The 23,495-nt window shown below is 63.8% G+C and carries 21 protein-coding genes and 1 tRNA gene; 8 read left to right on the plus strand and 14 right to left on the minus strand.

What is annotated here, in order from left to right; all coding sequences use genetic code 11:
* Positions 1-63 precede the first annotated feature (63 nt).
* Positions 64-909 (minus strand): cytochrome c oxidase subunit II, encoded by an 846-nt coding sequence (coxB, locus tag AC1RNA_RS01740; protein ID WP_492949998.1) that lies wholly within the window; start codon positions 907-909, stop codon positions 64-66.
* Between the two features lie 437 nt (positions 910-1,346).
* Here coxB and AC1RNA_RS01745 point away from each other — a divergent pair, with 437 nt between their 5' ends.
* From AC1RNA_RS01745 to lepB, 3 genes are all read left to right on the plus strand, one after another.
* On the plus strand, positions 1,347-1,883 hold the full coding sequence (locus AC1RNA_RS01745; RefSeq protein WP_492949999.1) for an invasion associated locus B family protein: 537 nt from the start codon (positions 1,347-1,349) through the stop codon (positions 1,881-1,883).
* Between the two features lie 127 nt (positions 1,884-2,010).
* A complete protein-coding gene (tldD, locus tag AC1RNA_RS01750) occupies positions 2,011-3,438 on the plus strand; it encodes a metalloprotease TldD (protein ID WP_492950000.1) in 1,428 nt (475 codons plus the stop codon).
* Positions 3,435-4,202, plus strand: a complete 768-nt coding sequence (lepB, locus tag AC1RNA_RS01755; protein ID WP_009339655.1) for a signal peptidase I — start codon at positions 3,435-3,437, stop codon at positions 4,200-4,202. The genes tldD and lepB overlap by 4 nt, the downstream gene beginning before the upstream one ends.
* 9 nt (positions 4,203-4,211) lie before the next feature.
* Here lepB and AC1RNA_RS01760 read toward each other — a convergent pair whose 3' ends face one another.
* From AC1RNA_RS01760 to AC1RNA_RS01770, 3 genes are all read right to left on the minus strand, one after another.
* Entirely contained in the window at positions 4,212-4,796 is a 585-nt protein-coding gene (locus AC1RNA_RS01760) for a PAN domain-containing protein (RefSeq protein WP_492950001.1), read from the minus strand.
* 145 nt (positions 4,797-4,941) lie between these two features.
* On the minus strand, positions 4,942-6,312 hold the full coding sequence (locus tag AC1RNA_RS01765) for a glutamate--cysteine ligase (protein ID WP_492950002.1): 1,371 nt from the start codon (positions 6,310-6,312) through the stop codon (positions 4,942-4,944).
* A 90-nt stretch (positions 6,313-6,402) separates the two neighbouring features.
* On the minus strand, positions 6,403-6,933 hold the full coding sequence (locus AC1RNA_RS01770) for a MarR family winged helix-turn-helix transcriptional regulator (RefSeq protein ID WP_492950003.1): 531 nt from the start codon (positions 6,931-6,933) through the stop codon (positions 6,403-6,405).
* A gap of 250 nt (positions 6,934-7,183) precedes the next feature.
* On the opposite strand from AC1RNA_RS01770, the gene AC1RNA_RS01775 reads away from it, so the two are divergent.
* On the plus strand, positions 7,184-10,309 hold the full coding sequence (locus tag AC1RNA_RS01775) for a tetratricopeptide repeat protein (protein ID WP_492950004.1): 3,126 nt from the start codon (positions 7,184-7,186) through the stop codon (positions 10,307-10,309).
* Positions 10,310-10,334: 25 nt separating this feature from the next.
* Here the strand turns inward: AC1RNA_RS01775 and AC1RNA_RS01780 are convergent, their stop codons facing one another.
* Together AC1RNA_RS01780 and AC1RNA_RS01785 are read right to left on the minus strand one after the other, a co-directional pair.
* A complete protein-coding gene (locus tag AC1RNA_RS01780) occupies positions 10,335-11,657 on the minus strand; it encodes an NRAMP family divalent metal transporter (protein WP_492950005.1) in 1,323 nt (440 codons plus the stop codon).
* Positions 11,658-11,704: 47 nt separating this feature from the next.
* Positions 11,705-12,631: a class I SAM-dependent DNA methyltransferase gene (locus tag AC1RNA_RS01785; RefSeq protein ID WP_492950006.1), complete on the minus strand. Its 927-nt coding sequence runs from the start codon at positions 12,629-12,631 to the stop codon at positions 11,705-11,707.
* Positions 12,632-12,875: 244 nt separating this feature from the next.
* Between AC1RNA_RS01785 and AC1RNA_RS01790 the strand changes: the two genes are divergently transcribed.
* Both AC1RNA_RS01790 and AC1RNA_RS01795 read left to right on the plus strand, forming a co-directional pair.
* Positions 12,876-13,175, plus strand: coding sequence for a DUF6460 domain-containing protein (locus AC1RNA_RS01790; protein WP_009339640.1), 300 nt, complete (start codon positions 12,876-12,878; stop codon positions 13,173-13,175).
* A 37-nt stretch (positions 13,176-13,212) separates the two neighbouring features.
* Positions 13,213-14,553 (plus strand): MATE family efflux transporter, encoded by a 1,341-nt coding sequence (locus AC1RNA_RS01795; protein ID WP_492950007.1) that lies wholly within the window; start codon positions 13,213-13,215, stop codon positions 14,551-14,553.
* Here the strand turns inward: AC1RNA_RS01795 and AC1RNA_RS01800 are convergent.
* Both AC1RNA_RS01800 and AC1RNA_RS01805 read right to left on the minus strand, forming a co-directional pair.
* Positions 14,528-15,622, minus strand: a complete 1,095-nt coding sequence (locus AC1RNA_RS01800; protein ID WP_009339636.1) for a quinone-dependent dihydroorotate dehydrogenase — start codon at positions 15,620-15,622, stop codon at positions 14,528-14,530. The two genes, AC1RNA_RS01795 and AC1RNA_RS01800, sit on opposite strands and share 26 nt — an antisense overlap.
* Positions 15,619-15,963, minus strand: coding sequence for a DUF952 domain-containing protein (locus AC1RNA_RS01805; protein WP_492950008.1), 345 nt, complete (start codon positions 15,961-15,963; stop codon positions 15,619-15,621). The genes AC1RNA_RS01800 and AC1RNA_RS01805 overlap by 4 nt, the downstream gene beginning before the upstream one ends.
* Before the next feature lie 190 nt (positions 15,964-16,153).
* Here AC1RNA_RS01805 and AC1RNA_RS01810 point away from each other — a divergent pair, with 190 nt between their 5' ends.
* Positions 16,154-16,777: a S24 family peptidase gene (locus AC1RNA_RS01810; protein ID WP_009339633.1), complete on the plus strand. Its 624-nt coding sequence runs from the start codon at positions 16,154-16,156 to the stop codon at positions 16,775-16,777.
* 3 nt (positions 16,778-16,780) lie between these two features.
* On the opposite strand, the gene ybaK is transcribed toward AC1RNA_RS01810, so the two are convergent.
* From ybaK to AC1RNA_RS01825, 3 genes are read right to left on the minus strand one after another with little or no spacing between them, the layout of a single operon-like run.
* On the minus strand, positions 16,781-17,254 hold the full coding sequence (ybaK, locus tag AC1RNA_RS01815) for a Cys-tRNA(Pro) deacylase (RefSeq protein WP_492950009.1): 474 nt from the start codon (positions 17,252-17,254) through the stop codon (positions 16,781-16,783).
* A gap of 10 nt (positions 17,255-17,264) precedes the next feature.
* Positions 17,265-18,914 (minus strand): lysine--tRNA ligase, encoded by a 1,650-nt coding sequence (locus AC1RNA_RS01820; protein WP_492950010.1) that lies wholly within the window; start codon positions 18,912-18,914, stop codon positions 17,265-17,267.
* Positions 18,915-18,961: 47 nt separating this feature from the next.
* The gene (locus AC1RNA_RS01825; protein WP_492950011.1) at positions 18,962-19,888 is read right to left on the minus strand and encodes a transporter substrate-binding domain-containing protein; all 927 of its coding nucleotides are present in this window, start codon (positions 19,886-19,888) and stop codon (positions 18,962-18,964) included.
* 82 nt (positions 19,889-19,970) lie between these two features.
* Here AC1RNA_RS01825 and AC1RNA_RS01830 point away from each other — a divergent pair, with 82 nt between their 5' ends.
* Entirely contained in the window at positions 19,971-22,007 is a 2,037-nt protein-coding gene (locus tag AC1RNA_RS01830) for a glycosyltransferase family 2 protein (protein ID WP_492950012.1), read from the plus strand.
* On the opposite strand, the gene AC1RNA_RS01835 is transcribed toward AC1RNA_RS01830, so the two are convergent.
* The 3 genes from AC1RNA_RS01835 to AC1RNA_RS01845 all read right to left on the minus strand — a co-directional run bounded on the left by AC1RNA_RS01835 (position 21,991) and on the right by AC1RNA_RS01845 (position 23,439).
* The gene (locus tag AC1RNA_RS01835) at positions 21,991-22,584 is read right to left on the minus strand and encodes an SCO family protein (protein ID WP_492950013.1); all 594 of its coding nucleotides are present in this window, start codon (positions 22,582-22,584) and stop codon (positions 21,991-21,993) included. The two genes, AC1RNA_RS01830 and AC1RNA_RS01835, sit on opposite strands and share 17 nt — an antisense overlap.
* A gap of 146 nt (positions 22,585-22,730) precedes the next feature.
* Positions 22,731-23,192, minus strand: coding sequence for a hypothetical protein (locus AC1RNA_RS01840; protein ID WP_492950014.1), 462 nt, complete (start codon positions 23,190-23,192; stop codon positions 22,731-22,733).
* Positions 23,193-23,365: 173 nt separating this feature from the next.
* Positions 23,366-23,439: transfer RNA gene (locus AC1RNA_RS01845), tRNA-Gly, on the minus strand.
* Positions 23,440-23,495: the final 56 nt, after the last annotated feature.

The raw sequence follows: 23,495 nt of genomic DNA on the forward strand, positions 1-23,495 counted from the left end.
TTCTAATCCTTTGAACTTTGCAGTTCGTAACCTTGCGGTTGCCTTCTCAAGTGTGACGCCGCGTCAGTGCGCGACAGCCTCGATCGAGGCGAAAGTGCTGTTGCGGGCGGACGCATACTTCTTCTGCGCGTCGGCGACCCATTTCTTGAATTCGTCCTCGGTGACGACGCGGACGGCGATCGGCATATAGGCGTGATCCTTGCCGCAAAGCTCGGAGCACTGGCCGTAGAACATGCCGGTCTGTTCGGCCTTGAACCAGGTTTCGTTGAGACGGCCCGGAACCGCGTCGATCTTGATACCGAAAGCGGGGACCGCGAAGGAGTGGATGACGTCGGCGCCGATCACCTGAACGCGAACCACCTTGTTCACCGGCACCACCAGTTCATTGTCCACTGCCAGAAGGCGCGGCTGCTTGTCGGTGGCGAGCAGCGAATCGAATTCGAACTTGCCGTTGTCGGGATAGGAATAGGTCCAATACCACTGCTTGCCGGTGGCCTTGATCGTGAGGTCCGACTTCGGAACGTCCAGCTCGCTGAACAGAAGCCGGAACGAGGGCACCGAGATGCCGACCAGGATCAGCACGGGAACGATGGTCCAGATCACCTCGATCAGCGTGTGGTGCGTGGTCTTGGAGGGGACCGGGTTGGACTTGGCGTTGAACTTGAAGATGACGACCACGATCAGGACGAGGACGAACAGAACGATCGCGGTGATGAGCCAGAGCAGGAAGTTGTGGAACCAGATGATGTTCTCCATGATCGGCGTCGCGGCCTTCTGGAGTTTGTATTCCCACTCCTGCGGCTGCCCCATGATCTCGGCCGCCATCGCCACGCCGCTCATGACAAAGGTCGCAGCGGCGACGCCCATCCCCATCAATACGCGGCTCATCCGGCCCCTCGACAACTTCATGCCGCTCACGCTCCTATATTCATAGCTCTTGTGGGCATGCCGCTCGGCAAGCCTCACTTCCCCGTCGCCATTCCTTTTAAGGCTGTCAGACCGCAATTAGAACGCGTCGAATTCCCGCTTCTCAAACCATAATTTGATGCCTACCGCAATGTACCTCATTCGCGAGCCAGCGTTGCGGAAATTGATCGCCGAAATCAGAGAAAAACCCAATCTTTCCGGGGGTCGGGCCCTTCCCGCTGGCGGATTGTACATTGCAGGCGCATGATCGTCCGTTGTAGGCAATCCGGGCGGCGCGGCGGTGGCCCGATTCGGCCGCTTTTCGCCTTGTGGCGCCTTTTGTCGCCCTCAAGGCGCCGTCATTGCCCTGTCAATGACCCAAAACGTGAATGGTCAGAAACGGACGAATGGCTCGAAAACCGACTGAGAAAGCGCCCGGAATGAAATTTGTCGACAAGCCCGGCACCGCCGCCGCCCGCCTGCGGAGCATCCTGTCTGCTTTGATGCTCGCGGCCTGCGCCTTCGGTTTCGCTGTTCCCGCTCACGCGCAAGGCGCGGTCAAATCGGTCAGCGGCGACTGGCAGATCCGCTGCGACACCCCGGCAGGCGCCCAGAACGAGCAATGCGCGCTGATCCAGAGCGTGGTCGCGGAAGACCGCGCCAATGCCGGGCTAACGGTCATCATTCTCAAAACGGCCGATCAGAAAAACAAATTGATGCGCGTGGTCGCACCGCTCGGCGTGCTGCTGCCCTCCGGACTTGGGCTGAAGCTCGACGACAAGGACGTCGGCCGCGCCGGTTTCGTGCGCTGCCTGCCGAACGGCTGCGTCGCCGAGATCGTGATGGACGACAAGCTGCTCGACCAGCTCAAGACCGCGAAAACCGCGACATTCATCATTTTCGAGACGCCCGAGGAAGGCATCGGCTTCCCGCTCAGCCTCAAGGGTCTGGGCGAGGGCTACGCCAAACTGCCGTAAAGGCCTCCCCTGAGCGACCAAGGCACCTTATCTGTTGCCTTGATACTCGCCTTGCCGCCTTTTCGCCCCGTTGCACCGGTTCGGTTGGCGGAGATTTATTGATGTCGCCGATGCGCGGAGCGCCCTGATGACCGATTCCCATTCCACGTCCCTGATCGAACGCGCAGGTCTCGACCGCGACGATGTCCGCAAGGAAATCATCCGCGGCCTCAACGGCGCCGACGACGGCGAACTGTTCATGGAATATCGCCAGTCGGAGGGACTCGCCTTCGACAATGGCCGCCTCAAGCAGGCGACCTACGACACCGCGCAGGGTTTCGGCCTGCGCGCCGTGAAGGATGATGCGGTCGGCTACGCCCATTCCTCCGACATGTCGCTGTCGGCGATCGCGCGTGCGGCCGATGCCGTGCATGCCGTGCGCGGCGGCTATTCCGGCACGTTCGCGAGTCCTCCGCCTCACACCAATGTGCGGCTTTATGGAGACGCCAATCCGCTCGACGGCGAAGCTTTTGAAACCAAGGTCAAGCTGCTCGCCGAGATTGATGCCTATGTCCGCGAGAAAGATCCGCGGGTACGTCAGGTTTCGGTCAGCCTCGGCGCGACCTGGCAGGTGGTCGAAATCGTGCGCCCGGACGGCGAGAGCTATCGCGACATCCGCCCTCTGGTCCGCGTCAACGTCTCGGTGGTCGCAGGCTCAGGTGACCGGCAGGAAACCGGCAGCCAGGGTTATGGCGGCCGCGAGGGCTATGCCCGCTTCATCGAAACCAAGGCATGGCGGACCGCCGCCGATGCCGCGATCCGTCAGGCGCTGCTCAATCTGGAATCGGTGCCCGCGCCCGCAGGCGAGATGGATGTCGTGCTTGGTCCCGGCTGGCCCGGCGTGATGTTGCATGAAGCCGTCGGCCATGGGCTGGAGGGCGATTTCAACCGCAAGCAAACCTCGGCGTTCGCGGGCCTGATGGGCCAGCAGGTCGCGGCCAGGGGGGTCACCGTGGTCGATGACGGCACCATTGCTTCCAGACGCGGCTCGCTGTCGATCGACGACGAAGGCACGCCGACCAACCGCACCGTGCTGATCGAAGACGGCATCCTCGTCGGCTATATGCAAGACCGCCAGAATGCGCGGCTGATGAACATGAAGCCGACCGGCAACGGACGGCGTGAATCCTACGCCCATGTGCCGATGCCGCGCATGACCAACACCTACATGCTGGCGGGCGAGCGGGACCCGGCGGAAATCCTCGCCTCGGTGAAGAACGGCATTTATGCCGTGAATTTTGGCGGCGGACAGGTCGACATCACCTCAGGCAAATATGTTTTCCAGTGCACCGAGGCCTACAGGATCGAAAACGGCAAGGTCGGCGCGCCGCTGAAGGGCGCGATGCTGATTGGCAATGGCCCGACCGACCTGCATCGCATTACGATGGTCGGCAACGACCTCGAACTCGATGCCGGGATCGGTACCTGCGGCAAAAATGGACAGGGCGTACCGGTCGGCGTCGGCCAGCCGACCCTGCGGATGGACCGCATCACCGTGGGCGGGACAGGCGCATGACGACGACAACCACACCAGCAAAACCGCAACGCACCTGGACGCGTGCCATCAGCGAGATCGCGGCGGCCTTCCTGATCGTGATGGCGGGCAAGGCGGCGTTGGCCGAGCCGTTCTACGTTCCCTCCGCCTCGATGGAGCCGACGCTGCTGATCGGCGATGCGCTGCTCGCATCGAAATTCCCTTACGGCTACGGCACCGCCTCGCTGCCGATGAACGTTTCGGTACCGACCAGCGCGCGGCTGTTCGGCAAGCTGCCCGAGCGCGGCGACGTCGTCGTGTTCCGCTGGCCCGGAGACACTTCGCAGGCCTGGGTAAAGCGCGTCATCGGCCTGCCGGGCGACCGCGTGCAGATGCGCGAAGGACGCGTCTGGCTCAACGGCCAACCCGTGCCGGTTTCCGCCGATGGATTCGGCAATGCCGAGAACGAGGACGGCGGTACGCTGCCCGCTGCGCGTTACACCGAGACGCTGCCCGGCGGACATAGCCATACCTTCTTCAAGCTGCGCACCCATGGCGCACTCGACAACACCGATGAAATCACCGTGCCTGCCGGCAAGCTGTTCGTGATGGGCGACAACCGCGACAACTCCGCCGACAGCCGCGTGCCGGTGGCCGAAGGCGGTGTCGGGCTGTTGCCGGTCGATAATCTCGTCGGCCGCGTCGACACCGTGCTCGGCTCATGGGACATCGCGGCCAAACATCAGCCGATCTGGAACTGGCCGTCGGGCCTGCGCCTGTCGCGGACGTTTTCGTCGGTGCAGTAGGAACGGCGTTTAGCGCACCACGCCGGAGATGAATCCCGGCTTGCGGCGCGGCGGCTTGATGCGATCCTTCAGATAGCAGCGCGCATCGCGTCCGACATAACCGGGTCGCGCATAGGTCCATGCGCGGCAGCGATTGTCGGCCTCGCACGCCGCCTTGCAATGATCGCCTTCGGTATCCGACGGCACCGAAATACTGCGATAGTCGCCGCCATAACGGTCGGTCGCGATCTCGATCTTGCGATTGCGCAATTCGACGACACCGGCGCCACGCACGCCCGAAACACAGCAGGTGTCCGCAGTGCGGCGCGGCACACTGTTTTTCAGCCAGCAGATCGCACTGTCACGCTTGGCGGTCGGATAATTGAAGCTCCACGAGCGGCAGCGCCGGTCGCGTTCGCAAGCGAGCGCGCAGGCTGCCGGATCGCCGGACAGAATTTCCGAATGCGCGTAGTCGCCGCCGGGACGATCGAAATTGGCCTGCGCCTGCGCAGGCGACGACATCGCCACAGGTATCAGCACGGCAATGAGCGCGGCCATCGCCAGAAGCTGGGCGGGCAATACTGAGAAATATCTGAAAGTACGAAAACCAGGCATGCCAACATGACTTTCAGAAACCGGACCGAGATCGCGGGCAGTCCGCCACCCTACCATCCAAGCGCGGCTTTCCTGTATCGCAGATGAATGTCAGCGAGTGTGCTGCGCTGCCACGATGGCGAACCATCGCAAATCCTCGATACCTCTAAAAAGCGTAGGCGTCATAAACTGGATCGACAGAGCCGCCCCAGACCCCATTAAATTTTGTCAACATTTCCTCTGCAGGCGTGCGGCCGGCATCGATAATGCGATCGAGAGGCTCGAGGAATCGCGATTCATCGCGGCCAAGATGATCGACGCATGCGCGACGGCGCAGGCCGGCATGCGCAAGCACAAGACATTCACGGGCAACTTCAAAAATGTAGCGCTTGCCGACCGGTGTCTTGAAACCAAGACGCGGCACCGCATCGCGCATCGCCTGACGGGTCGCGGTATCCCAGTCCCGTACCAGTTCCCACGCTGCGTCGAGGCTGACGTCGTCATAGAGCAGACCCGCCCAGAACGCAGGCAGCGCCGGCAATTGCTGCAACGGCACGCCATCGGAGCCGCGCATCTCGAGATAACGTTTCAGACGCACCTCGGGAAAGATCGTGGACAGATGATTAGCCCAGTCCGAGAGGGTCGGCTTCTCGCCCGGGAATTTTTCGTTCCTGCCTTCGAGGAAGTCACGGAAGGATGAGCCCGAGACATCGATGTAATCGTCGCCGCGCTTGACGAAATACATCGGCACATCGAGCGCGTAATCGACCCAGCGCTCGAACCCCATGCCATCCTCGAACGCCCACGGGATCATGCCGGCACGAGCGTTGTCGGTATCGCGCCAGATTTCCGAGCGAAAGGACAGAAAGCCGTTTGGCTTGCCTTCGGTGAATGGCGAGTTGGCGAACAATGCGGTCGCGATCGGCTGCAACGCCACCGCGACACGCAGCTTCTTCACCATGTCGGCTTCCGAACAAAAGTCGAGATTGGCCTGCACGGTGCAGGTCCGGTACATCATGTCGAGGCCGTAACGGCCGACCTTTGGCATGTAGCGGGTCATGATGCCGTAGCGGCCCTTCGGCATTGCCGGGATTTCCTCGCGCGACCACGACGGCGTCATGCCAAGGCCGAGAAAGCCAATGCCAAGCGGTTCGGCGACCTCGCGCACCTGTGCAAGATGCGCCGCAAGCTCCACGGCGGTGTGATGCACGTTGTCGAGCGGCGCGCCCGACAATTCGAACTGCCCGCCCGGCTCCAGCGAAATCGCGCCGCCGCCGGTGACATCATACAGGCCGATGATATTGCCGCGCTCAACGATCGGCTCCCAGCCGAGCAGAAGGCGCATGCCTTCCAAAAGAGCATTGATGCCGCGGGCGCCCTCGTAAGGCACAGGGCGATGGCCGCTCAACGTGAACGGCGTCTTCTCATGCTCGGTGCCGATCTTGAATTCGGACTTCGGCTTGATGCCTGCTTCAAGCCACCCGACCAGCGCATCGCGCGAGTCGAGCGGGGTCATATCGATCTGGTCACGCGCCATGCGGCACCTTTTCAAAATGCGTCGCGAACGACGCAGGCCGCCGGGGGCAACGGGCGCGCCCACCCGTAGACATAAGTGGTGAATAAAATCTCATTGCGAAGACGCAGCTTCTTTCACATCGGGCGCCGGCGTCTGGGCGCAACAGCCGAGACGGTCGAGCAGGCCGCACAATTTCGCGGCCTCCGCGTCCGACAGCTTGGAGCCGACGTGGCGCTCGATCGCGATGGAATAAGCCTCTCCCATTCTCTTTTGCAGATCGCGTCCGGCATCGGAGATTTCCACGAACAGGCCGCGCTTGTCGTTCTTGCACTCGCGCCGCGCCGCAAGTCCCTCATCGACCAGACGCTCGATCAGCCGCGAGGTGGAATATTGCGGCAGCAGCATCTGTTTTTCGAGTTCGACCGGGCGCAGCTCGCCGCCCGGCGCGCGCGACAATTCCAGCAGCGCCTCATACCAGGCGAGCGGCGGAAACCCGGCCTTCTTCAGATCCTGCTCGACGGCCTCGAGGACGCAACTGCGCACCCGCATCAGGCGCAGCCATGCTTCCGTCACTTCATTGGACGGGCGGCGCGCCGTCAGGCCGTTGCCATCGCTTGGGCGTGAAGATTTATGCAAATGCATCCACCTTGGCATTCATGCATCTGCATTAAGCCACGCCGGTGCAATTGCCAAGCGGCATGCGCTTTCTCGGCTATCTCCTGCTGCCGCGTAAACTTTTCCGCATCTGCACACTCCTCCTTAACCCGTTGTTTACCCTGACACGGAAAAGTCTCGCCTGAAGCAGTCTGCCTGCGCCGGAAATTCGTTTGTTTCTTCAAAGGGCGTAGCGACTGGAGACGGCAGGAAACCGGCGTCGGGTACCGGACAGGGCATGGCATTTCATCAATCATGGGGCGCTGAGGGTCTCGACCCTTCCGTCAGGGAACGCGGCGCAAGCGCCACGCAGCGCACCGGCGCGCCGGGCGACTGGATGAATGCACCCGCCCAGCGCCAGCTTTCGCCGCATGAGGCGCGCGACATCGCCGAAATCCACCAGCGGCTCGATTCCATCGCCCGTCAGGTCGAACAATTGTCCCAGCACCCAGCCGCGCGCGGCGAAAACGGCGTGGCGCGGCAACTCAACGACGCGATCTCGCGGCTCGACGCCCGGCTTTCGCATATGTCTGCGCCATCCCAACAGGTCCCCACCACCGCCGCGCCGCGGATGGCGCCGCCCGCGCCGACGCGCCCGGCAGGACTCGACCTGTCGATCGCGGAAATCATCGCCCGCCAGGGCGAACTCGATGGTCCAAGCCCCGCGCAGGAAGCGCTGAACCGCAGCGCGCCGAATTTCGTTCAGGCGCCGCCGATGGCGCCCGCGCCCGAACACCCTGGTTTCCTCAACATCGAGCGCCAGATCGCGGGCCTCACGAGCCAGATCGAAACGCTGCGCCGCCCCGATGGCATCGAACAGTCCATCGCCGCGTTCCGCTCCGAACTCGCCGAAATCCGCCACGCCATCACCGAGGCGCTGCCGCGCCGCGCGATCGAATCGCTGGAAGGCGAGATCCGCTCGCTCGGCCGGCGGATCGACGAAACGCATCAGACCGGCGGCGATGGCGCGGCTCTTGGCGCGATCGAGCGCGCTCTCTCCGAAATTCGCAGCGAATTGCGCTCGCTCACGCCGGCGGAACAGCTTGCCGGTTTCGACGACGCCATCCGCAACCTCGGCGGCAAGATCGACACCATCGTCCGCTCAAGCGGCGATCCCGCCACGCTGCGCCAACTCGACGAGGCGATCTCGGCGCTGAAGACCATCGTCGCCAACATCGCCTCGAACGAAGCGTTGGCGCAGTTGTCCGAGAATGTCCGCACGCTGTCGCTGCGGGTCGACCAGTTGTCGCAGAGCGGGCACAGCGACATGTTCGCAGCCCTCGAACAGCGCATCGCCGCGTTGACCACAACGCTGGAGCAACGCGAGCGCCCGGCAGCCGATACCGGCCATTTCGACAAGGCGGTTCGCACGATCTCCGATCGTCTCGACAATCTGCAGGTTGGCGGCGATGCCGCGTCGACATTCGGCCATGTCGAACAGCGTGTCGCGCATCTACTGGAGCGGCTGGAAGCCTCGGAGACCCGTCCCGGCAATCTGAACCGCGTCGAAAGCGGCCTGTCCGAGATCATGCAGATGCTGCAACAACGCGGCACAGGCGACGCAGCCCCGGCATCAGCCGCGCCCGCGATGGACTCCGCCTTCGTCGACGCGATCCGGCGCGAATTGTCGGACATGCGCCAGAGCCAGGTGGACACGACCCGTCACACGCAGGATTCGCTGGAGGTCGTTCACAACACGCTCGGCCATGTGGTCGACCGCCTCGCCCAGATCGAAGGCGATCTGCGTCAGGGCCGTTCCACGCCTGCGCCTGCTCCCGTTCCGCCACCTGCGCCGTCACGGCCTGCAGCACCGCCGATTCCACCGCAGACACGGCCCGAGTTGCCGAACCCCGCGTTGCTGCAGAGCGCCGCCCGCCCAGTCGCGCAAATGCCTGCGAAAGCAGAGCCGATCCCGTCCCAACTCCCCAAGGAGCCTGCATCCGTCGTCAACGCGGCTCCGTCGCGCCCTGCGCGTTCTCCGATCGATCCCGATCTGCCGCCCGACCATCCGCTGGAGCCGGGCAGCCGCAACAACGCACGGCCGTCGGCGGCGGAACGCATCGCCAGTTCCGAGAATGCGCTACGCGATATTCCGCCCCCAAAGGGGCCGGTCAGCTCGTCGAATTTCATTCAGGCCGCACGCCGCGCCGCTCAGGCCGCACAGGCCGGCGAAGCCAAGCCTGCGTCCAAGAAAGCCAACCGCGTCACCGCGCTGAACGATGCGGCGCGAGCTGTCGCGAACGCGAAAGAAACATCTCCCGATACGTCCCGCTCGTCGCGGGTACGGGCGCTTCTGGTTGGCGCCAGCGTGTTCGTGATCGTGCTCGGCACCTTCAAGATGGCGAGCAATCTGTGGCACAGCGGCGAGACGGGCCGCTCCGCGCCGGCGATGGAATCCCATGCCGTGTCGCCCGCGCCTGCAGCATCGCCCGCACAGACTCCAGACACGGACGACAACACCACACCAGCACCCGAACAATCGGCGCCGCCTGCTCCGTCGATGACGTCGCCCACGCCGATCGACAAGCAGTCGATGAACGCACCGGCCACGACGCTGCCGAGTTGGGCTTCCAGCCCGTCCATCACACCGGCGGAACCACCCGCGCAGCCTGCGAATGCCGACATTACCGGCTCGATCCCGTCTGTCAGTGGTGCCGTCGCGCCGCTGCCGGAGGCCATCGGCGGTCCGGTGCTGCGCGCGGCAGCCCTTAAGGGTGACGCGAGCGCCGCCTATGAGATCGCCCTGCGCTATGCCGATGGGCGCGGCGTGACCGCGAATTTCGAGGAGGCTGCGAAATGGTACGACCGCGCGGCGAAGGCCAACCTCGTGCCCGCGCTGTTCCGCCTCGGCACGCTGTATGAAAAGGGCCTCGGCGTCCGCAAGGATATCGACACCGCCAACCGCTACTACCGCGCGGCTGCCGATCGCGGCAATGCCAAGGCGATGCACAATCTCGCGGTGCTGGAAGCCGATGGCGGCGGCAAGCCGAACTACAAGGCCGCTGCCTACTGGTTCCTGAAGGCCGCCGAGCATGGCGTCGCCGACAGCCAGTTCAATCTCGGCATCCTCTACGCGCGCGGCATCGGCGTCGAACAGAACCTCACCGAATCCTACAAATGGTTCAGCCTCGCTGCCGCGCAGGGCGACACCGATTCCGCGCACAAGCGCGACGACGTTGCCAAGCGGCTCGACCCGGCCTCGCTCGCCAAGGCCAAACTCGCGGCACAGACCTTCAAGGTCGAGCAGCAACCGAGCGATGCGATCCAGGTCGCGACGCCGCCGGGCGGCTGGGACGCCAAGCGCGTGCAGAAGACCTCAAGCAGATCGGCCAAGCCCAAAGCCGCGAAACACTCGACGATCTGATTCGCTTGAAAACGCTGCAGGATGCTCACAGCATTCCGGCAAACATCGCGGCCACACAGACCGCCATCGCGACGGTCGACAGCCAGCCTAGCCAATAAAGCGCGCCGCCGACGAGGAACCGGCCCATCACATCGGTGCGCCGGACCATGACCATCAGCAGCACCATCACCGGCACCGCAAGCACGCCGTTGACGACCGCGCTCCAGTACAGCGCCGCGATCGGGCTGATCGGTGTGAAATTCAACACGATCCCGATTCCCGCCGACAGCGCCAGCACTGAATAGAACGACACTGCTTCCTTTGGCTTGCGCGCGAGACCGACCGGCCACTTTCGTCCCTCGCCGATCGCATAGGCCGCCGAGCCTGCCAGCACAGGCACGGCCAGCAAACCTGTGCCGATGATGCCCAGCGCAAAGATGACTTCCGCGAACGCGCCCGCGACCGGCCGCAGCGCCTCCGCTGCCTGCGCGGACGTCTCGATGTCGGTCTTGCCGCTGGCGTACAGCGTCGCCGCCGCCGTCATGATGATCGCGAGCGCGATGACGGTCGAGAATACCATCCCCGCGACGGTATCGACCCGGATACGATGAAACTCCGCCCGCGCGCCATAATGCTTCTCAGCCAGCGGTTTCTTGCGGGCATCGATCCGCTGGTCCTCCGCCTCCTGCGAGGCCTGCCAGAAAAACAGATAGGGTGAGATCGTGGTGCCGAGGATCGCAACCAACGTGGTGAAGAATTCGGACTTCCACTGGAGCTGCGGAATGACGAGGCCACGCAGCGCCTCGCCCCACGCAACATGCGCGAACGCCAGCGCGCCGACATAGGCGAACAGACTCAATGTCAGCCATTTCAGCACCGCGCTGTAACGCCGATAGTCGAAGAAGATTTGCGCGGCGACCGAGACGACGCCGAAGCCCACGACATAGACGATGGCTGGTCCGCCGATCAGTAATTTCACCGCGTCCGCCATCGCCGCGAGGTCAGCGGCGATGTTGATCGTATTCGCCACGAACAGCAGCGCCACGACAACATTGAGGACAAGGGCCGAGTAAAACCGGCAGGCATTACCGGCGATGCCATGGCCGGTGACGCGACCCACCCGTGCTGAAATCTCCTGGATCGCCACCATCAGCGGCAGCGTCAGCAGCATCGTCCAGGAAATGCTGTAGCCGAGTTGCGCGCCGGCCTGGCTGTAGGCGCCGATGCCCGAGGGATCGTCATCCGCCGCGCCGGTGATGAGACCTGGGCCAAGCGTTTGCAGAAAGCCGCGAACGCCGCCCGTCACCCCGGGCTGTTTGGGCGCAGGCGTCTGTCTCTTGCTGTCGATATGGTCTTTGGGATGCGTCATGCCCCGCCTCACCTGACAAGCACAGCCTATCCTTAAAGTTCCAGCCGTCAGGCCTTGCGCGCCACCGCGATCAAGCCCGGCACAGGCACATCGCTCTCCGTGCGGGTGGAAGCCTCTTCAAGACTGCACAGCACAAGCCCGGCCCCCATGATTGCGTCGCGCACATGCACCGTGCCGTGCGCGTAACGCAGGCCCGCGCCGATCACAACGCCGTCGCCGGGATGCGTCTCGGTGGTGAACGCGACCAGCCCGTTCGGGCGCAGCACCCGCGCGACTTCCTTCAGCGCCGGAGCAAGATCAGGCAGATAGATGATCGCATCCGCCGACAGCGCGAGATCGAAGGCGGCATCTGCCTCTCCCTTCAAACCCTCGACCATGTCGGCCACTTCCAGCCTTCGATAGAGGCCGGTGGCTTCGGCTTTCGCGATCATGCCGGGCGACAGATCGATCCCGACGAAGGCATCGACATTCTTCTCGAAGGCGCGCGCGGCCAGGCCGGTGCCGCAGCCGAGATCGATCGCGGATTTGAAGAAGGCGGGCCGCTTGATCCCACGGCAGGCCGACAGCACGGCTTTCAACAAGAGGCTTGGGCCCCGGTAACTGAGGTTGTTGAGAAGCGCGTCCTCGAAGGTCGGTGCGTATTGATCGAACAGCGAGCGTACATAGGCCGGCGGCATGTCCGACACCTTCTCCACGCCAAGGCGTATCAGCCGCAATTTGGCACCGTGGCGATCCTGCGGGTCGGCCTCCTGCGCCTTGCGATAGGCTTGGATCGCCTCGCCATGCAGATTGAGTTGCTGCTTCAATTCGCCGAGCGCGAACCACGCCGACGCGAAATTGGGCGCGCGCTCGACCGCCTGCGCCATCAGATCGGCCGCACCGGCAATGTCGCCGCGCAGTTGCAGGTCGCGCGCGAAATCGTAGCGGCGGTCGGCGATCAGATCGCCCGATGACAGGAAAAGCGGCGCGGGCATAAGGGCCTCGGAAATGGCTCCCTCTATAGCCTGACCGCGCGCCCGGCAACAGATCACGGCAGCTCGATTCTATCGCAGGCGATACGAAACCACCGGATACCGGCCGTGAGACCGTAAGGTGCCGCCGGATTAAATTCAGGAAAGCTACCGCCTTCCCCCACGTCCTCCATTGACGGCAGTGCTTTGCGGCCCCACCTGCGCCAAAGTGTGCTAAAAGCAGCACACACGGATTCTGGAGACGGCAATGCAGAACGAAGCGAAGGAATTACCGGCACGCGACGATCAGTTCTCCCGCTTTCTGGGAGGCTCGCCGCTCGCGGTGGTGCTGAGGCTCATTCTGATGTCGGTTCTGGTCGGCATCGTTCTCGCCGCCATCGGCCTCGATCCCTGGAATATCGTCGAGAGCCTGCGCCGCCTCGCGGACTGGATCTGGAATCTCGGCTTCGATGCCATCAACAGCCTGTGGCGCTACTTCATCCTCGGCGCGGTGATCGTCGTCCCGCTGTGGCTGTTGTCGCGGCTGTTCGGCTCCAGGCCGCGCTGAGGTCGCCACCGCACATTCTTCCGCCTGAACGCATCTCATGAACGACCAGCTTACGCATGGCCGGGTCTTTGCTATCGCAGGGCCCGCGATGCTCGCGAACCTGACGACGCCACTGCTCGGCATCGTCGCGACCGGCGTGATCGGGCAACTGGGCGAAGCGCATCTGCTCGGCGGCGTCGCCATGGCGTCCGTGGTGTTCGACTGCATGTTCTGGCTGTTCGGCTTCCTGCGCATGAGCACGGTGGCGCTGACCGCGCAGGCGCTTGGCGCGGATAACCCGCTTGAAGTCCGCGCCACGCTCGCGCGCGGCCTGCTGATCGCGATTCTCTCAAGCGCCGTGCTGCTCATCGTGCAGAAGCCGCTGGCCGCCATCACCTTCGATCTGATGGGCGCGAGCGGGCCGGTGACGGAGGCGGCGCGACTCTATTTCGGAGTGCGGCTGTGGTCGTCGCCCTTTCTGCTCGCCAACTACGCATTGCTCGGCTGGCTGATCGGGCAGGCCCGTACCGGCTGGGCGCTCGCGATTCAGATCGCGATCAACCTCGTCAACATCGCCGCGACCGTGGTTCTGGTGATCGGACTGAAACAGGGTGTCGCGGGCGCAGCCCATGCCGCGATCATCGCCGAAGCCTGCGGCCTCGTGTTCGGGTTGACGCTCGCAGCGCGGATGCTCGGCCGCGCCGGCTTTCGCATTCCGCGCGCGGTGGTATTTGAGCGCGCCAAGCTCACACGGATGATGGCGATCAACCGCGACATCTTCATCCGCACCCTGGCGCTGACCGGCGCGTTCCTGTTCTTCACCGCGCAGGGCGCACGCGAGGGCGACGTGGTGCTCGCGGCCAACGCGGTGCTGAACAATTTCGCGCTGATCGGCTCGTTCTTTCTCGACGGTCTCGCTACCGCCGCCGAACAACTGTCCGGCTACAGCCTCGGCGCACGCGACCGCACCCGCTTCCTGCGCACCACGAAGCTCGTGCTCGGCTGGAGCATAGTGTTTGCCATCGCCGTCGCGCTGGCGCTCGCACTGGGCGGTCCTGCGCTGATCGACCTGATGACCGCGAGCGCCGACGTGCGGGAGGCCGCGCGCACCTTCATGTGGCTCGCCACACTGGCGCCGGTCTGCGGCGTGATGGCCTATGCCTTCGATGGAATTTACATCGGCGCAACCTGGGCGCGCGACATGCGCAACCTGATGCTGGCGTCTCTGGCGCTGTATTTCGCGGCATGGGCGGCGCTGCGACCGCTCGGCAATCACGGGCTGTGGCTCGCGCTTCTGATCTTCCTGCTGGCGCGCGGATGCTTTCAGGCGCTGCGCTACCGCGCGCTGCTGAAAACCTCCTTCGCAGGAACGCTTACACCGGCCAGTCTTCCGCGGTGATCATGGCGGCGTCCGCGCCGACGATTTCCGACAGCGATTCCCTGCCCGTTCGCCGCAACGTCGACAACAGATCGGTCTTGATCGCCTCGACAAGGCCAAGCCCCTTGTACACCAGCGACGAATACAACTGAATCAGCGAGGCGCCGGCGCGAATCTTCATCAGCGCGGCCCCGCCGGAATCGATGCCGCCGACGCCGATCAACGGGAAGGCGCCTTCAGTGCGCACATAGGTCTCAGCCACCATGCGCGTGGAGAGACGCAGCAGCGGCCGCCCCGACAGTCCGCCCTGCTCTAGCGCCAACCCGCGCTCGCGCAACGTATCGGGGCGCGCCAGCGTGGTATTCGACACGATCATGCCATCGACGCCGCGCGCGCGCGCGATATGCACGACATCGTCGAGTTCGGACAGCGTGAGGTCCGGCGAAATCTTCAGCAGCAGCGGCACCGCGCCCGCCTCGGTGCGCGCGCGATTGCGCGCGTCGATCACTCGCGCCAACAGATCGTCGAGCGCGGAGGCCTGCTGCAAATTGCGCAGGCCCGGCGTGTTCGGCGACGACACGTTGACGGTGAAGTAGCTCGCGACCGGCGCGAACATGCCGATCAGCTTGACGTAGTCGCCGGTGCGGTCCTCGGACTCCTTGTTGGCTCCGAGATTGACGCCGACGATGCCGCCGCGCCCGCGCCGCGCGTTGAGATGGCGCAGCGCCACCTCGGCGCCCTCGCTGTTGAACCCCATGCGGTTAATGACACCGGCATCTTCTTCGAGACGGAACATGCGCGGCCGCGGGTTGCCAGGCTGCGGCAGCGGCGTGATCGATCCCACCTCGACGTAACCGAAGCCGAGCCGCAACAGCGCATCCGGCACCTCGGCGTTCTTGTCGAAGCCCGCCGCCATGCCGATCGGGTTCGGAAAGTCGAGTCCAAAGGCACGGGTCGCCAGCCTTGGGCTGTCCGCCTTCGCGCGCGGCATCGGAAAGCTGCGCAGACCCTTGATCGCCAGCCGGTGCGCATCCTCCGGATCGAGTTTGCGCAGCAGCGGCAGCGTCAGGTGGTCGAAAGCACGAATCACGTCAAATTCTCCGGAAGCCGGTGCAGGCCGTCTGCGCCCACCGCCAGCGTGGCAATATTGTCGGCGGCGGCCGGATCGAGGTCTCCGTACAAATGGGGAAACAGATCGCCGCCACGCGAGGGCTCCCACCTCAACGCCGTACCCAGCGCATCGGCACTCACCGCGATCAGGAATAAATCAACCTGCCCGGCAAAGTGCTTCGCCAGCGTGCCGGGAACCTGCGAGGCTGTGGAAAAGTGGATGAATCCATCCCGCACATCATCCGGGCTGCCGCGATAGACGCCCGCCCGCTCAGCTTCCCGCCAGGCCGGTGCCGGACAGATTTTATAGATGGTCCGCACGGCGAGTTCCGGGAGTGCTTGAGTTCATTATTGTTTTTGATGCCGCCACCCTAGCCATGGCAACCCGCGACTTCAAGACTTGACGGTGGACATGTGGCGCAAGGCTGAAATGCAACGTCCAGCTCATTGCACAAGCCGCCCAATAAAGGTAATAATTCCTATAATCGAAACCCCGCCGAACGGTTCGACGATGCTGACACACGATCAAATCTGGACGGCGCTCGACAGGCTGGCGGCCCGCGCCGGGCTGTCGCCTTCGGGCCTCGCCAAGCGCGCGGGCCTCGATCCCACCACCTTCAACAAGTCGAAGCGCGTGACAAGCGATGGCCGCGAACGCTGGCCTTCGACCGAGTCGGTCGCGAAGGCGCTGGCCGCCACCGGCATCAGCGTCGACACCTTCGTGCATTTCATCGAAAGCTCGTCGCGTTCCGTGCAGGTGCCGCTGCTGGGTTTCGCCGAAGCGGGCAGCGGCGGCTATTTCGACGATGGCGGCTTTCCGGTCGGCAAGGGCTGGGACGAGGTCGGGCTGCCGTCCGTCAACGACGAGCATGCCTATGCGCTGGAAATTTCCGGCGATTCGATGAAGCCCGCCTACCGCGACGGCGATGTGATCGTCGTCTCGCCGAGCGCGCCGATCCGGCGCGGTGACCGCGTGGTGGTCAAGACCAAGGACGGCGAGGTGATGGTGAAGGAATTGCGTCGCCGCACCCAGAAGGTGATCGAGCTGCAATCGCTCAACCCCGCGCATTCCGACCGCACGCTGCCGACCTCCGAGATCGAGTGGATCGCGCGCATCCTCTGGGCGAGCCAGTAGCGCTCACGCCACCAGCGGCGCGACGATGGCGTTCAACACTTTCGCCGCATCGTGCGGATTGAGCCGCACCTGTAACCCGCGCTGACCGCCATTGATGTAAACGAGATTCTGCGCCATCGCCTCTTGCTCGATGGCGGCACGCGGCGTCTTCATCTGTCCGAACGGGCTGATGCCGCCGACCTTGTAGCCCGACAGCCGCTCGGCATCGGCCGGCTTCATCATCTGCGCCGACTTGCCGCCGAACGCAGCGGCGAGCTTTTTCATCGACACCTCGCGGTCGGACGGCACGATGACGCAGACCGGTTTGCCATCGACCAGCGCCATCAGCGATTTCAGCACGCGCGAAGGATTCTCCCCGAGCGCCTCGGCCGCCTGCAGGCCGATGCGGTCGGCATTGCCGTCATACTCGTAAGTGTGCGTCGAGAAGGTGACGCCCGCCTGCTCCAGCATTCTCGTCGCGCGCGTGGCCTTCGACATGACGCAGGGATCAGGCGCTGCGCGCGAGCGCCGCGTCGATCATCGTCATGGCATTGGTGACGCCGTAGACCGCAACGAACGAGCCGAAGCGCGGCCCCTTCTCCTGCCCGAGCAGCACCTGATAGAGCATGTTGAACCAGTCGAGCGACACGCCAGGACGGCCGTCCTTGCCCTTCTTCACCGGATCGAGGAACGGCTCGCGCCGCCCGATCTCGTAGACGACATTCTGGATGTCTTCGGCGGACGCGTCCGCAGGCAGTTGCGATAGCGCATCGCGCAGGTCCTGCAAGGCCGCGCGCTCGTTCGCGCCCGGCTCGCGGAATTGTTTCGTCGGTGCGACAAAATCGCGATAGTAGTTGATCGCGTAGCCGACCAGCGCATCGAGCTTCGGGTGGGTCTGCGGCGTGACGCCGGGACGGTAGCGGCCGATGAAGCCCCACAGCGTCTCGGCATTCTCGGCGTTCGACGACGACACCAGCGTCAGCAGCAACTGGAACGTCACCGGCATCTCGGAGGCCTGCGGCCTGCCCGCGTGGATGTGCCACACCGGATTGCCAAGCCGCTGTTTCGCGTCCTGCCGCGCGAAGCCATCGAGGAATTGTTGATACTCGTCGACGTTGCGCGGGATCACATCGAAATACAGCCGCTTCGCCGCCTTCGGCTCGCGATACATGAACAGCGACAGCGATTCCGGCGAGGCGTAACGCAGCCACTCATCGATAGTGAGCCCGTTGCCCTTCGACTTGGAAATCTTCTGGCCCTTGTCGTCGAGGAACAGTTCGTAGTTAAAGCCTTCCGGTGGCGTGCCGCCGAGCGCGCGGCAAATCTGCCCGGACAGCTTCACCGAGTCGATCAGGTCCTTGCCGGCCATTTCATAGTCGACACCGAGCGCAACCCAGCGCATCGCCCAGTCCGGCTTCCATTGCAGCTTGCAATGCCCGCCGGTGACCGGAACGGTGACACGCTCCCTCGTCTCGGGATCGTCGTAAGAAACCGTGCCAGCCTTCTTGTCGTGCTCGACGATCGGCACCTGCAACACCACGCCGGTGCGCGGACAGATCGGCAGAAACGGCGAATAGCTCGCAGCGCGTTCCTCGCGTAATGACGGCAGCATGATCGCCATCACCTTGTCGATGTTCTCAAGCACCTTCAACAGCGTCGCGTCGAACCGGCCCGAGGTGTAGTACTCCGTCGACGACGCGAATTCGTAATCGAAGCCGAAGGTGTCGAGGAAGGCGCGCAGCCGCGCATTGTTGTGCGCACCGAAGCTGTCATGGGTGCCGAACGGGTCGCGCACCTTCGTCAGCGGCTTGCCGAGGTCCTCTTCAAGCATCTCCTTGTTCGGCACATTATCCGGCACCTTGCGCAGGCCGTCCATGTCGTCGGAGAAGGCAAGCAGCTTCGTCTTGACCTTGTCTTCAGTCAGCACGCGGAAGGCATGGCGCACCATCGAGGTGCGCGCGACCTCGCCGAAGGTGCCGATATGCGGCAGGCCCGAAGGGCCGTAGCCGGTCTCGAACAGAACTTCGTCCTTCGGTTTCTTCTTCAGGCGATTGACGATCTGTTTGGCCTGCTCGAACGGCCAGGCATTGGATTGCTCGGCAACCGCACGCAGGTCGCTCGCCGACAGGTCTTCAAATCGCGTGATCGTCTCCGACATCTTCACTCCGCTGCACGCGAGCCAATCCCGCGCACCTTTATTTTCTCTCAGAACGGGCTAACGGAAAAATAGCGCAACCACAAATCGGTGTAGCGGCCTTTTTCCCAGACCCGGAACATGGCCCAGTTCAGTGCCTGACGCAGCACATCGTTGCCTTTCTTGACGCCGATACCGATGCCCTCACCGAAATAGCGGCTCTCCACGAACGGCCCGCCGCTGAACGCGCAGCACCCCGCCGAATCGGTGCCGTTGATCCAGAACCCGAGCGAAATCGCGTCACCGAAAATCAGGTCGACCTCGCCACGGCGCAACGCCGAACGCATCGCATCCTCGGAGGGAAAGCCGACCGCGAGCGCATCGGTAAAGAGCGCTTTCAGATACGCCTCGTGCGCCGAGCCGGAAATGACGCCGACCTTCTTGCCTGTCAGGTTCTCCGGCCGCACATCGGCCAGAACCTCGCCTGCACGGGAGACGAAACGCGCAGGCGCACGATAATAGGGATCGGTGAAATCGAGCTTGGTGCGGATATCCGGCGTCATCGCGATCGAGGCGATCACCGCGTCGCCGCGCCCGGTGTTGATAGCGTCGACCAGCGTCTCGAACCGCCGCATCTGGATGGTGCAGGGCACCTTGATTTCCTCGCACAGCGCGCGCGCGAAATCGACGTTGAAGCCCGCCGGATTGCCGTCCGGACCGGTGAAGTCGAACGGCGGATAGTCGGTTTCTGTGAGGAAGCGGATCATCGTAATGCGCGACAGGTCCGGCCGGTCCGGACGGCGGCGCGGGTCCCAGAAACCCGGCACGGCCTGGGGGGCCGCCGTCACGGCCGACTTCACCGCTGGTTGTGCGATGACCTCAGCACCGAGCGATCCCGCAATGAAAATGCCGAGCAAAATCGCGCGTATCGTCCGGCTTAAGCCTTTCGGCCAGCCGCTCGATCTTTCATTGCCGGAAATTACCATCTGTGATTGCATTGGGAAGCATCCGCGAGGGGGTCTTATAGACCATCCGGCGGCGGAGGCGAGCGGCGTTTGAGTGGCAGCGTCTGGGGGGCGCATGGCTCCGATCTCCGGTCATCCGAACGACATGGCCGGACCGGGGCGGAAAATGCGCCGCCGGCGCCCCGCATGGCCTCCCTCCGGACTTCTCGCCGACATCTTCAAACGCCCGCGCGCCCAGCCCACTGCCGCGCGGCCCCGGCGCGAGACCGGCCACCCATTTGAACTCGATTGCCTGCACGATGTCCTGCCGCCCGAAATCCTCGCAGAAGCCGCGCGTTGCGCCGCGCTGCTTGGCGTCGGTGCCGATCAGGTCCTGATCCGCCGCGGCATCATCACGGAAGCGGAATATGTGCTCCGGCTGGCGCATCATTGCGGGCTCGCCGTCGAGGATTTTCGCAATATCTCACGCGCCGACTGCCCGTTGAGCGACGCGCAACTGCGCTATGCCGCGCAGCACCGCCTGCTGCCGCTCGAGCGGCCTGACGGGCTTTATCATGTCCAGGCACCGCTCGGCCTCGCTGCACGTCGGCTCGCCGCGTTGTGCGCCCGGCAGGCACGGCCGCGTATCCGGCTGGCCACGCGCGCCGCTTTCGACCGCTATCTGATGCGCCACGAGGCGCTCGCTTATGACGCAGCCGAAGGCCTCGCTCTGCAAATGCCCGAGATGTCATGCGCGCCGATCCATCGCGATGGCGGCAGCAGGATGCGGCGCTACCTGCTGCACCTGCTGGGCCTCACCGGCATCTTTGTCCTGGCGCCCGTTCTCATCATGCAGCTCTGCGGGGCAGTGCTCGCAATCTGGTTTCTGCTGTTCAACAGTCTGCGCCTCGCGGGCTCCTTCGCGGGCAACAAACGACCACATCCGCTCGACCGCCTACCCGACGAACATCTGCCGGTCTACACCGTGATGGTGGCGCTCTATCGTGAAGGCCGTTCCGTCGCGCATCTCTTACATGCGCTGGCGGCGCTGGATTATCCACGCGAGAAGCTCGACATCAAATTGCTGCTGGAAGCCGACGACCGCGAAACACAGGCCGCCATTGAGCGTCTCAATGTTCCGCCGAACGTCGAAATCCTTTTCGTGCCGCCATTCGGGCCGCGCACCAAACCGAAAGCGCTCAATGCCGGACTGCCGTTCGCGCGTGGCGACTTCGTCGCCGTGTTCGATGCCGAAGACAGGCCCGATCCCTCACAGCTCCGGGCTGCGCTCGATACCTTCCGCCGCAACGGCGATGACGTCGCCTGCGCGCAGGCCAGCCTTTGCATCGACAACAGCGCCGATAGCTGGCTCGCCTGCATGTTCACCGCCGAATACGCAGGACAGTTCGATGCCTTCCTGCGCGGCTTCTCGCAATTCGGCCTGCCTTTGCCGCTCGGCGGATCGTCGAACCATTTCAGGACCGCGACCTTGCGCGAAGTCGGGGGATGGGACGCCTATAACGTCACCGAGGACGCCGATCTCGGATTCCGTTTGGCGCGGTTCGGCTATCGCTCGGTGATGTTCTCCTCGACGACCTATGAGGAGGCCCCGGCCCGCGCGGGCGCATGGCTCAGGCAACGCTCGCGCTGGATGAAGGGCTGGATGCAGACCTGGATCGTGCACATGCGCTCGCCGCGGCGGCTGATCCGGCAAAGCGGGCCTTCGGGATTCCTCACGCTCAACCTGCTCGTCGGCGGCAATGTCCTGACCGCGCTCGCCTACCCCGTGCTGATCGGCGCCTGCCTTCTGGAGCTCGGCTTCAGCGCAGCCGGCAGCACGGAGATCGAGATGTTCTCCGGACCGTTTGTCGAGCTGCATTTCACAACCATCGCCGCAGGCTACCTATCGACCATCGTCGTGTGCCTGATCGGCCTCGCGCGCCGCAGGCTTCTGCATCATGCATGGGTGTTGCTCCTGACACCGCTCTATTGGGCCTGCCTCTCGGTCGCGGCATGGCGGGCGCTCACACAACTCCTCCACGACCCCTATCACTGGGAAAAGACCGAGCATGGGCTCGCGCGCCATTCGCGGCTCGCGGCGCGTTCAGCCCGGCGTCATGCCAAGGACCTTGAAGACGTCGCGCAAGAACGAAACGTCAGAAATAGCGCTTGAGATCGGTAGCCGCCTGCTGCGGCGTCTGCTTCAAATTGAACGGCACGACGAACCGGCCCTCGCGATCCAGCAGATAGACCGCTGCGGTGTGGTCCATGGTGTAGTCGCCGTCCTTCAACGGCACCTTCTTGGCGTAAACACGATACGCCTTGATCATCTTGGCGATGGCTTCGGGAGAACCGCTCAGACCCTTGAGGTGCGGATCGAAGCTCTGCAGATAATCCTTCATCACGGCGGGCGTATCGCGCTCCGGATCGACCGAGACGAAATAGGCGTTGATGCGCCCGGCATCCGGCCCCATCGCGCGCAGAATTTCCGATATTTCAAACAACGAGGTCGGACATATATCCGGACAATGCGTGAAGCCGAAGAACATCAGCGTCGGCTTGCCTTGCAGGTTCTTCTCCGTGACGGTTGCGCCGGTCTGGTCCGTCAACTGGAACGGGCCGCCGATCGACGAGACCGGAGTGTTGCTGCGAAATCCGCCGACGAGGAAAAGAACACCCATCAACCCGATTGCAAGGCTGATGGCGAAGGCGGCGATGACGACGCCCGGTCGCGTTGAACTCGTTGCCATAGGAACCTGAAAACCTGGAATGCTGACAGGGTGGGCTGCCGATCCCGTTCAAATAGCCATGAAAGCACCTACGGGCAAGCAAACCGCTCGCGTACGAGCCATGCAGCGATCACATCATGGCGAGGCAAAATACCGCCAGAACGGCGTCACCGGGCTCCTGCGGAGGCGTGCGCGTCCATGTAGCAGGGCTTGTACATCGACGTCAGTTGGTGGCCGCGCAGGAAGATCATCCGTGGCTTCAACCCGCCATGCCGCGCGATCCAGTGGCGGATCGAGGCCGGGTACATTTTGTAGAGCATGTGGGTGGCTTCGACATTCGTGACCGGGCGTCCGCCCTTGCCCGGATCCCATGCGGCGTGGAAACCAAGGCTGGCGCGGGAGGTGACGCAGATGCGGTCGTGCGGAACCGCGCCGAGCACAATGGTACAGGCCGAGGCGCACAATCCGTCGATCACCACGGTGTCGCCCGATGTTCGGAGATTCTGATACTTGTCGACATAAGTGCCGATGCGTCCGCCGCGATCATCGGCGATGCGGACCACCGCATGGCTCGCGGTCAACCCGGCCAGCAACAACACGCCCGCCAACAATCCGGTCACGAATCTCATCGTCGCGTCCCCCGCCCGGCTGTGTCACCGAGGCATCGACAGCGTGTTGCGAGTCCGGCGGTTTGTCCAGATCGGCCCTCTTAGGCGCAGATGATTTCAATGCGGTGTTGCATGACGGATGCAGTTCAGTGGAACTGCGTGGCCAAAGCGTCACTGCGGGAACGCAGGACGATTGGAGCGGGCGAAGGGAATCGAACCCTCGTATGCAGCTTGGGAAGCTGCCGTTCTACCATTGAACTACGCCCGCGAAGTCCATTTCACCATCGCCCAACCGCTCGCCTTTTGCAACGACACGGAGGTGAC

Source organism: Afipia sp. GW821-FHT14H12 (assembly GCF_058803465.1).

Excerpts from the sequence above, each read along its gene's own strand:
- coxB (WP_492949998.1), bottom strand. The coding sequence starts at position 909 with ATGAAGTTGTCGAGGGGCCGGATGAGCCGCGTATTGATGGGGATGGGC.
- AC1RNA_RS01745 (WP_492949999.1), top strand. The coding sequence starts at position 1,347 with ATGAAATTTGTCGACAAGCCCGGCACCGCCGCCGCCCGCCTGCGGAGC.
- tldD (WP_492950000.1), top strand. The coding sequence starts at position 2,011 with ATGACCGATTCCCATTCCACGTCCCTGATCGAACGCGCAGGTCTCGAC.
- lepB (WP_009339655.1), top strand. The coding sequence starts at position 3,435 with ATGACGACGACAACCACACCAGCAAAACCGCAACGCACCTGGACGCGT.
- AC1RNA_RS01760 (WP_492950001.1), bottom strand. The coding sequence starts at position 4,796 with ATGCCTGGTTTTCGTACTTTCAGATATTTCTCAGTATTGCCCGCCCAG.
- AC1RNA_RS01765 (WP_492950002.1), bottom strand. The coding sequence starts at position 6,312 with ATGGCGCGTGACCAGATCGATATGACCCCGCTCGACTCGCGCGATGCG.
- AC1RNA_RS01770 (WP_492950003.1), bottom strand. The coding sequence starts at position 6,933 with ATGCATTTGCATAAATCTTCACGCCCAAGCGATGGCAACGGCCTGACG.
- AC1RNA_RS01775 (WP_492950004.1), top strand. The coding sequence starts at position 7,184 with ATGGCATTTCATCAATCATGGGGCGCTGAGGGTCTCGACCCTTCCGTC.
- AC1RNA_RS01780 (WP_492950005.1), bottom strand. The coding sequence starts at position 11,657 with ATGACGCATCCCAAAGACCATATCGACAGCAAGAGACAGACGCCTGCG.
- AC1RNA_RS01785 (WP_492950006.1), bottom strand. The coding sequence starts at position 12,631 with ATGCCCGCGCCGCTTTTCCTGTCATCGGGCGATCTGATCGCCGACCGC.
- AC1RNA_RS01790 (WP_009339640.1), top strand. The coding sequence starts at position 12,876 with ATGCAGAACGAAGCGAAGGAATTACCGGCACGCGACGATCAGTTCTCC.
- AC1RNA_RS01795 (WP_492950007.1), top strand. The coding sequence starts at position 13,213 with ATGAACGACCAGCTTACGCATGGCCGGGTCTTTGCTATCGCAGGGCCC.
- AC1RNA_RS01810 (WP_009339633.1), top strand. The coding sequence starts at position 16,154 with ATGCTGACACACGATCAAATCTGGACGGCGCTCGACAGGCTGGCGGCC.
- ybaK (WP_492950009.1), bottom strand. The coding sequence starts at position 17,254 with ATGTCGAAGGCCACGCGCGCGACGAGAATGCTGGAGCAGGCGGGCGTC.
- AC1RNA_RS01820 (WP_492950010.1), bottom strand. The coding sequence starts at position 18,914 with ATGTCGGAGACGATCACGCGATTTGAAGACCTGTCGGCGAGCGACCTG.
- AC1RNA_RS01825 (WP_492950011.1), bottom strand. The coding sequence starts at position 19,888 with ATGCAATCACAGATGGTAATTTCCGGCAATGAAAGATCGAGCGGCTGG.
- AC1RNA_RS01830 (WP_492950012.1), top strand. The coding sequence starts at position 19,971 with ATGGCTCCGATCTCCGGTCATCCGAACGACATGGCCGGACCGGGGCGG.
- AC1RNA_RS01835 (WP_492950013.1), bottom strand. The coding sequence starts at position 22,584 with ATGGCAACGAGTTCAACGCGACCGGGCGTCGTCATCGCCGCCTTCGCC.
- AC1RNA_RS01840 (WP_492950014.1), bottom strand. The coding sequence starts at position 23,192 with ATGAGATTCGTGACCGGATTGTTGGCGGGCGTGTTGTTGCTGGCCGGG.